This window comes from Streptosporangium sp. H16, from assembly GCF_051918855.1.
Lineage (GTDB): Bacteria > Actinomycetota > Actinomycetes > Streptosporangiales > Streptosporangiaceae > Streptosporangium.
Genome location: NZ_JBPXMD010000095.1, coordinates 1 through 2,026, shown reverse-complemented (window position 1 = coordinate 2,026; position 2,026 = coordinate 1). Strand labels below are relative to the sequence as shown.

Annotated in this window: 1 protein-coding gene; it reads right to left on the bottom strand. The window is 67.6% G+C overall.

Annotated features, from left to right (window positions below):
- The coding region (locus ACTOQ2_RS43760; protein WP_440107919.1) for an alpha/beta hydrolase family esterase at nt 1-1,049 on the bottom strand (1,049 nt) is incomplete at its 3' end.
- Between the last annotated feature and the right edge of the window lie 977 nt (nt 1,050-2,026).

Genomic DNA, 2,026 nt, shown 5'->3' with positions numbered 1-2,026 from the left:
GCGCCGTTGGCCTGGGAGACGCCGCTCACGTCGAGGCACCTGCCCGAGCCCACACCCCGGATCGCCCCCGCCGTCCCAGGCGTCGGAGTCACCGTCGGGGTCGGAGTCGGCGTGGGGTTGGGGTCGCTCCCGAACTGCGAGAAGAACCTCCACACCTCGCCCTTGGTCCAGGTCGTGATGCCGCTCTCGGCGTAGGTTCCGTCCACCGGGCCGGGCATGTGACCGTTGTCGAAGGCGGCCCACACGACCGGATACCCGGCACGGCACCCCGAGTAGGTGGTGGTGATGTGCGTCCTGCTGCCCGAACCCGGCTCGGGCGGGTTCTGGGCGGTACAGCCGTTGTTCCTGACGAACCTGTCACGCAGCGACCGTCCCTGGGAGATGTTGAGGACGTTGTCGCTGATGCCGTGGAGTCCCATGTACGCGATGGGGTCGTTGCCGCCGCTGCACCCGCTGAGCTGCGCGCCGGCGTAGACCGCGACCGCGCGGAAGACCGTCGCCCTGCTGCACGCGAGCGAGTAGCTCATCCCGCCGCCGTAGCTGAAGCCCATGGCGAAGCGCTGCGTGGTGTCGACGCACAGGGAGGCGTCGAGCAGCCTGTTCAGGTCGTCGACGAGGGTGATGTCCTCGTTGTTGGAGTTGGCCCAGCCGTTGCCGATGCCCTGGGGCGCGACGAAGATCCCGTTGTTGTTCGACTGCTGCCGCATGCCGTAGAAGGACCAGGGGTAGCCGCTGGTGCCGCCCGAGTCGATCTCGTTCATCGTGCCGCCCCGCCAGTGGAACCCGAAGAACACCCGGTAGGGCGTGTTGTTGTTGTAGTTGTCGGGGAGCCTCAGGATGTAGGAGCGGGTCTTGCCCCCGCTCTGGATGGTGTGCGTGCCACTCGCCAGCGCCGGGGCCTTGCCGCACCCGGCGGTCGGCGCGAGGGCGGCGGTGCCCGTGGACGACGTGGTCGCGCCGACGCTGTTGCTCAGCGCCGCGTGACCCGTGGACAGGACGAGAAGCGCCGCGGCCGCGATCGCTCCGAAGAAGGATTTCTGCTTCAACATCACGCGACTCCCCCTGGGGTGGGGACGTCGACATGTCTGGATGGGGAAACCACTTGGTTCTCCTTCATTGGGGGGTAGGAGTCTCAGCCGGCCGGTGTGGCGGCTCAACGCCGTTTCGCCGGTGCCCGCGCCGAACACCACGCCTGGCCGGTTCTTGCCGGTGTCGCCGGACGACCACGTCCTGGTGCGAACTGGTACGAAGTGGTACGGAACCGTTCGCGTCGCCGTCGTGGACGACGATGTCCGTCCTTACCTCCGGTGGCTTCCGCCGGTACGGCTCGGCAGAGAGCCGCCCGGTGAGGTCTGACCGTGCCGCCGGCTCGCCGCCGTTGACCCGCGTGGGCCGTCCGCAGCCACCCTCATGGCGGTGGCACGGCCGGCGAGCACGAAGAGTGCCGTCCCACGCCCAGCGCCGGCAGCCGGTCGCCGCGGTGTCGGGCGCTTCCGCGCGGCTGGTTCCGATCGCTCACATGATTCTCCAGACATGTCGCGGTGCCCGGCGAGTGGTACCGCGAGGGGGGTGTGATCTGAGGGACTGCGTGAGTCGAGACGGTCGGGTCACGATGCACGACCGCCGCGGAGTGCCCCACTCCAGATGCGGTCCAGCCAAGGAGGAGACCCCCGACAGGAGGCGTCCCGGAGACTTAGCTACTAATTACGTTCCTCACGCTGAGGCGCGTCAAGACCTTAAGCCCACTTATTTCTGACTCCTCACAAGCGGGCCATTGTCAGAGTGGGAACTCTTCCGAGCATAAGCGCAGTTGGAAGGCTTGCTCTTTCCCTCGGCCGGTGCGCGGATTCCGCGCCGCGTCAGATGTGTAGCACTCTATGTCAGGTAGGTTGCGAGGATTGCTGCTGATCTGAGCCTCGGTTGGCCGTACGCTTGAGGAGGCGGTGGCAGGGAGGGAGCGGCGTGGTCGATATTCCGCGTGCGGAAGGCGTGTACCGGCCGGGCTACGAGGTGGCCGCGGAGCAGG